The sequence below is a fragment of the Novosphingobium sp. 11B genome, from assembly GCF_054589055.1.
Genome location: NZ_BAAILP010000261.1, coordinates 21,548 through 25,709, shown reverse-complemented (window position 1 = coordinate 25,709; position 4,162 = coordinate 21,548). Strand labels below are relative to the sequence as shown.

Below are 4,162 nucleotides of genomic sequence, written 5' to 3'. Positions count from 1 at the left end.
CGAGCGTAGCGAAGCATTCCAGGGCAGTGCTGCACCGCCCTGGAATGCTTCGCTACGCTCGCAATGACGAGACGAAGCATCCCATAAACGCGAAAAGCCCGGCGTCTCTTTCGAGACGCCGGGCCAATCACTTTCAGCCGTTGTTGGCCGATCGACGAATTACTTCGTGATCGAGGCAACGACGCCCGAGCCGACGGTGCGGCCGCCTTCGCGGATTGCGAAGCGCAGACCTTCGTCCATGGCGATCGGGGCGATCAGCTTGACCGACAGCGAGACGTTGTCGCCCGGCATGACCATCTCGGTGCCCTCGGGGAGGATCACTTCGCCGGTCACGTCGGTGGTGCGGAAGTAGAACTGCGGACGGTAGTTCGCGAAGAACGGGGTGTGACGGCCGCCTTCGTCCTTCGACAGAACGTAGACTTCTGCCGAGAACTCGGTGTGCGGGGTCACGGTGCCCGGCTTGGCCAGAACCTGGCCGCGCTCGACGTCTTCACGCTTCAGACCGCGAACCAGCGCACCGATGTTGTCGCCGGCTTCACCCTGGTCGAGCAGCTTGCGGAACATTTCGACGCCGGTGACGGTGGTCTTCTGGGTGTTGCGGATGCCGACGACTTCGACTTCCTCACCAACCTTGACGATGCCGGTCTCGACGCGGCCGGTCACAACCGTACCACGGCCCGAGATCGAGAACACGTCTTCGACGGGCATCAGGAAGGGCTTGTCGGTCGGGCGGGGCGGCTGCGGGATGAAGTCGTCGACGGCCTTCATCAGCTCAAGGATCGATTCCTTGCCGATGTTGTCGTCGCGGCCTTCGAGAGCGGCCAGAGCCGAACCCTTGACGACGGGGATGTTGTCGCCGTCGAAGTCGTACGACGAGAGCAGTTCGCGAACTTCGAGTTCGACCAGCTCAAGCAGTTCTTCGTCGTCGACCTGGTCGACCTTGTTCATGTACACGACCAGCTGCGGCACGCCGACCTGGCGGGCGAGCAGGATGTGCTCGCGGGTCTGCGGCATCGGGCCGTCAGCAGCGTTCACGACGAGGATCGCGCCGTCCATCTGGGCGGCACCGGTGATCATGTTCTTGACGTAGTCAGCGTGACCCGGGCAGTCGACGTGCGCGTAGTGGCGGGCGTCGGTCTCGTACTCGACGTGTGCGGTCGAGATGGTGATGCCGCGCTCGCGCTCTTCGGGAGCCTTGTCGATGTTCGCGAAGTCAACGGCGGTGCCGCCGAACGCTTCAGCCATCACCTTGGTGATCGCGGCGGTCAGCGTGGTCTTGCCGTGGTCGACGTGACCGATGGTGCCGATGTTGCAGTGCGGCTTGTTCCGCTCAAATTTAGCCTTGGCCATCTTTCAAACCTTCTTTCGTCTTGATTTCGAATCTGCGGGGTATCGGAGCGGAGCCCGCGGATGCAGGCGCCGCCCCTATAACCAATCCTGCCGTCAGGCAAGAGTATGCTTGATCCCGCCCGCCCTTAGGCGAGCTTCTCCTTGACTTCGGCCGCGACGTTCGCCGGGACTTCGTCATAGTGGGAGAAGATCATCGAGTAGTTCGCGCGGCCCTGGGTGAAGGAGCGCAGCGAGTTCACGTAGCCGAACATGTTCGCGAGCGGCGTGTTCGCCTCCACGACCTGTGCGTTACCACGGCTGTCGGTGCCCTGGATCTGGCCACGACGCGAGTTGAGGTCGCCGATGACGTCGCCCATGAACTCTTCCGGGGTCACGACCTCGACCTTCATGATCGGCTCAAGCAGCTTGATGCCGGCCTTCTGGGCGACTTCACGCATGGCACCGCGACCGGCGATTTCGAACGCCAGGGCGCTCGAGTCGACGTCGTGGTACGAACCGTCGTAGAGGACGATTTCGAAGTCGATGATCGGGAAGCCGACCAGCGAGCCCGAGGCAGCGGTTTCGCGCATGCCCTTTTCGATCGCGGGGATATATTCCTTCGGAATGTTACCGCCCTTGATCTCGTCCTTGAAGGTGATGCCCGCACCGCGCTCGCCCGGCGTGACCTTGACCTTCACGCGGCCGAACTGACCCGTACCGCCCGACTGCTTCTTGTGGGTGTAGTCCACATCCACAGCCTTGCCGAGGTATTCGCGGTAAGCCACCTGCGGCGCACCGACGTTGGCTTCAACCTTGAACTCGCGGCGCATGCGGTCGACGATGATGTCGAGGTGAAGTTCACCCATGCCCTTGATGATGGTCTGGCCCGACTCGTGGTCGGTCGAGACGCGGAACGAGGGATCCTCGGCCGAGAGACGGTTGAGCGCGATGCCCATCTTCTCCTGGTCGGCCTTGGTCTTGGGTTCCACCGACAGTTCGATGACCGGCTCGGGGAATTCCATGCGTTCGAGAACGATCGGCGCGCGTTCGGCGCAGAGCGTGTCGCCCGTGGTGGTTTCCTTCATGCCGGCAAGAGCAACGATGTCGCCCGCGAAGGCCTCGTCGATGTCCTTACGCTCGTTGGCGTGCATCTCGAGGATGCGGCCGACCTTTTCCTTCTTCTGCTTCACCGAGTTCAGGTACGTGCCCTTCGAGAGCGTACCCGAATAGATGCGAGCGAAGGTGAGCGAGCCCACGAACGGGTCGTTCATGACCTTGAACGCGAGAGCCGAGAACGGCGCGTCGTCGGCCGGCGGGCGGCTGTCGGGCTCGTCGCTGTCGACCTTGACGCCCTGGACGTCTTCGATGTCGAGCGGCGAAGGCAGGTAATCGACGACGGCGTCGAGCAGGGGCTGAACGCCCTTGTTCTTGAACGCCGAACCGCAGACGACCGGCACGAACGCATGGCCCAGCGTACCCTTGCGGATCAGCTTCTTGAGCGTCGCGACGTCGGGCTCGTTGCCTTCGAGATACGCTTCCATCGCCTCGTCGTCCTGCTCGACGGCGAGTTCGATGAGCTTCATGCGGTACTCGGCGGCTTCGTCAGCCAGCTCGGCCGGAATCTCTTCGTAGAAGAATTCGGCACCAAGCGACTCGTCCTTCCAGACGATCGCGCGGTTGTGCACCAAGTCAACGAGACCCTTGAGATCGGCTTCCAGACCAATAGGAATGTAAAGCACGGCCGGAGTAGCACCAAGACGATCGATGATCGACTGGACGCAATACTTGAAGTTGGCGCCGGTACGGTCCAGCTTATTGATGAAGCACATGCGGGGGACGCCGTACTTGTCGGCCTGGCGCCATACGGTTTCCGACTGCGGCTCCACGCCGGCAACGCCGTCGAAGCATGCCACCGCACCGTCGAGCACGCGCAGCGAGCGTTCGACTTCGATGGTGAAGTCGACGTGGCCCGGGGTGTCGATGATGTTGATGCGGTATTCCTGGCCCTCGGCGGTCCAGAAGCAGGTGGTGGCAGCCGAGGTGATCGTGATGCCGCGTTCCTGCTCCTGCTCCATCCAGTCCATGGTCGCAGCGCCGTCGTGGACTTCGCCGATCTTGTAGGACTTGCCGGTGTAGTAGAGGATGCGCTCGGTCGTCGTGGTCTTGCCAGCGTCGATGTGCGCCATGATACCGATGTTACGGTACATATTCAGCGGATGGCTGCGTGCCATGGGAGAATCCTTAGCGAGGGTTTCGGGAGCGAGAGCGGCCTTCAGATAGACCCTCGCCCCCTGAAATAAAAGTGTGACGCCCGAATGACCAACTCATCCGGGCGCACACTCAGCACATTACCAGCGGTAGTGCGAGAAGGCGCGGTTCGCGTCCGCCATGCGGTGCGTGTCTTCGCGCTTCTTGACCGCGTTGCCGCGGTTGTTCGAGGCGTCCAGCAGCTCGCCCGAGAGGCGTGCCGACATGGTGGTCTCGGGACGGTTGCGCGCGGCGGTGATCAGCCAGCGGATGGCGAGAGCCTGCGCACGCTCGGGACGAACCTCGACGGGGACCTGGTAGGTCGCACCGCCGACGCGGCGCGAACGCACTTCGATCTGCGGCGCGACGTTGTTGAGGGCGTCGTGGAACAGCTGGATCGGGTCCGATTTGGCGCGGGTTTCCATGGTTTCCATGGCACCGTAGACGATCGCTTCGGCGACCGACTTCTTGCCGTCGTACATGAGGTTGTTCATGAACTTGGACAGGATGAGATCCCCGAACTTGGGATCAGGCAGGATTTCCCGCTTCTCGGGACGACGACGACGTGACATTTTTTAAACTCCAA

3 protein-coding genes are annotated in these 4,162 nt (G+C 62.3%); all 3 read right to left on the bottom strand.

Translation table 11 applies throughout. From position 1 onward, the window contains the following. Nucleotides 1-159: 159 nt before the first annotated feature. Nucleotides 160-1,350: an elongation factor Tu gene (tuf, locus tag ACYPYD_RS22945; RefSeq protein ID WP_008828240.1), complete on the bottom strand. Its 1,191-nt coding sequence runs from the start codon at nucleotides 1,348-1,350 to the stop codon at nucleotides 160-162. Between the two features lie 125 nt (nucleotides 1,351-1,475). Further along, nucleotides 1,476-3,560 carry an elongation factor G gene (fusA, locus tag ACYPYD_RS22940; RefSeq protein ID WP_008828241.1) on the bottom strand — a complete coding sequence of 695 codons (2,085 nt, stop codon included), beginning with the start codon at nucleotides 3,558-3,560 and terminating at the stop codon, nucleotides 1,476-1,478. A gap of 117 nt (nucleotides 3,561-3,677) precedes the next feature. After that, on the bottom strand, nucleotides 3,678-4,148 hold the full coding sequence (gene rpsG / locus ACYPYD_RS22935) for a 30S ribosomal protein S7 (protein WP_008828242.1): 471 nt from the start codon (nucleotides 4,146-4,148) through the stop codon (nucleotides 3,678-3,680). Nucleotides 4,149-4,162 lie beyond the last annotated feature (14 nt).

Bases quoted from the DNA above. Each gene is read 5' to 3' on its own strand.
- tuf (WP_008828240.1), bottom strand. From the start codon at position 1,350: ATGGCCAAGGCTAAATTTGAGCGGAACAAGCCGCACTGCAACATCGGC.
- fusA (WP_008828241.1), bottom strand. From the start codon at position 3,560: ATGGCACGCAGCCATCCGCTGAATATGTACCGTAACATCGGTATCATG.
- rpsG (WP_008828242.1), bottom strand. From the start codon at position 4,148: ATGTCACGTCGTCGTCGTCCCGAGAAGCGGGAAATCCTGCCTGATCCC.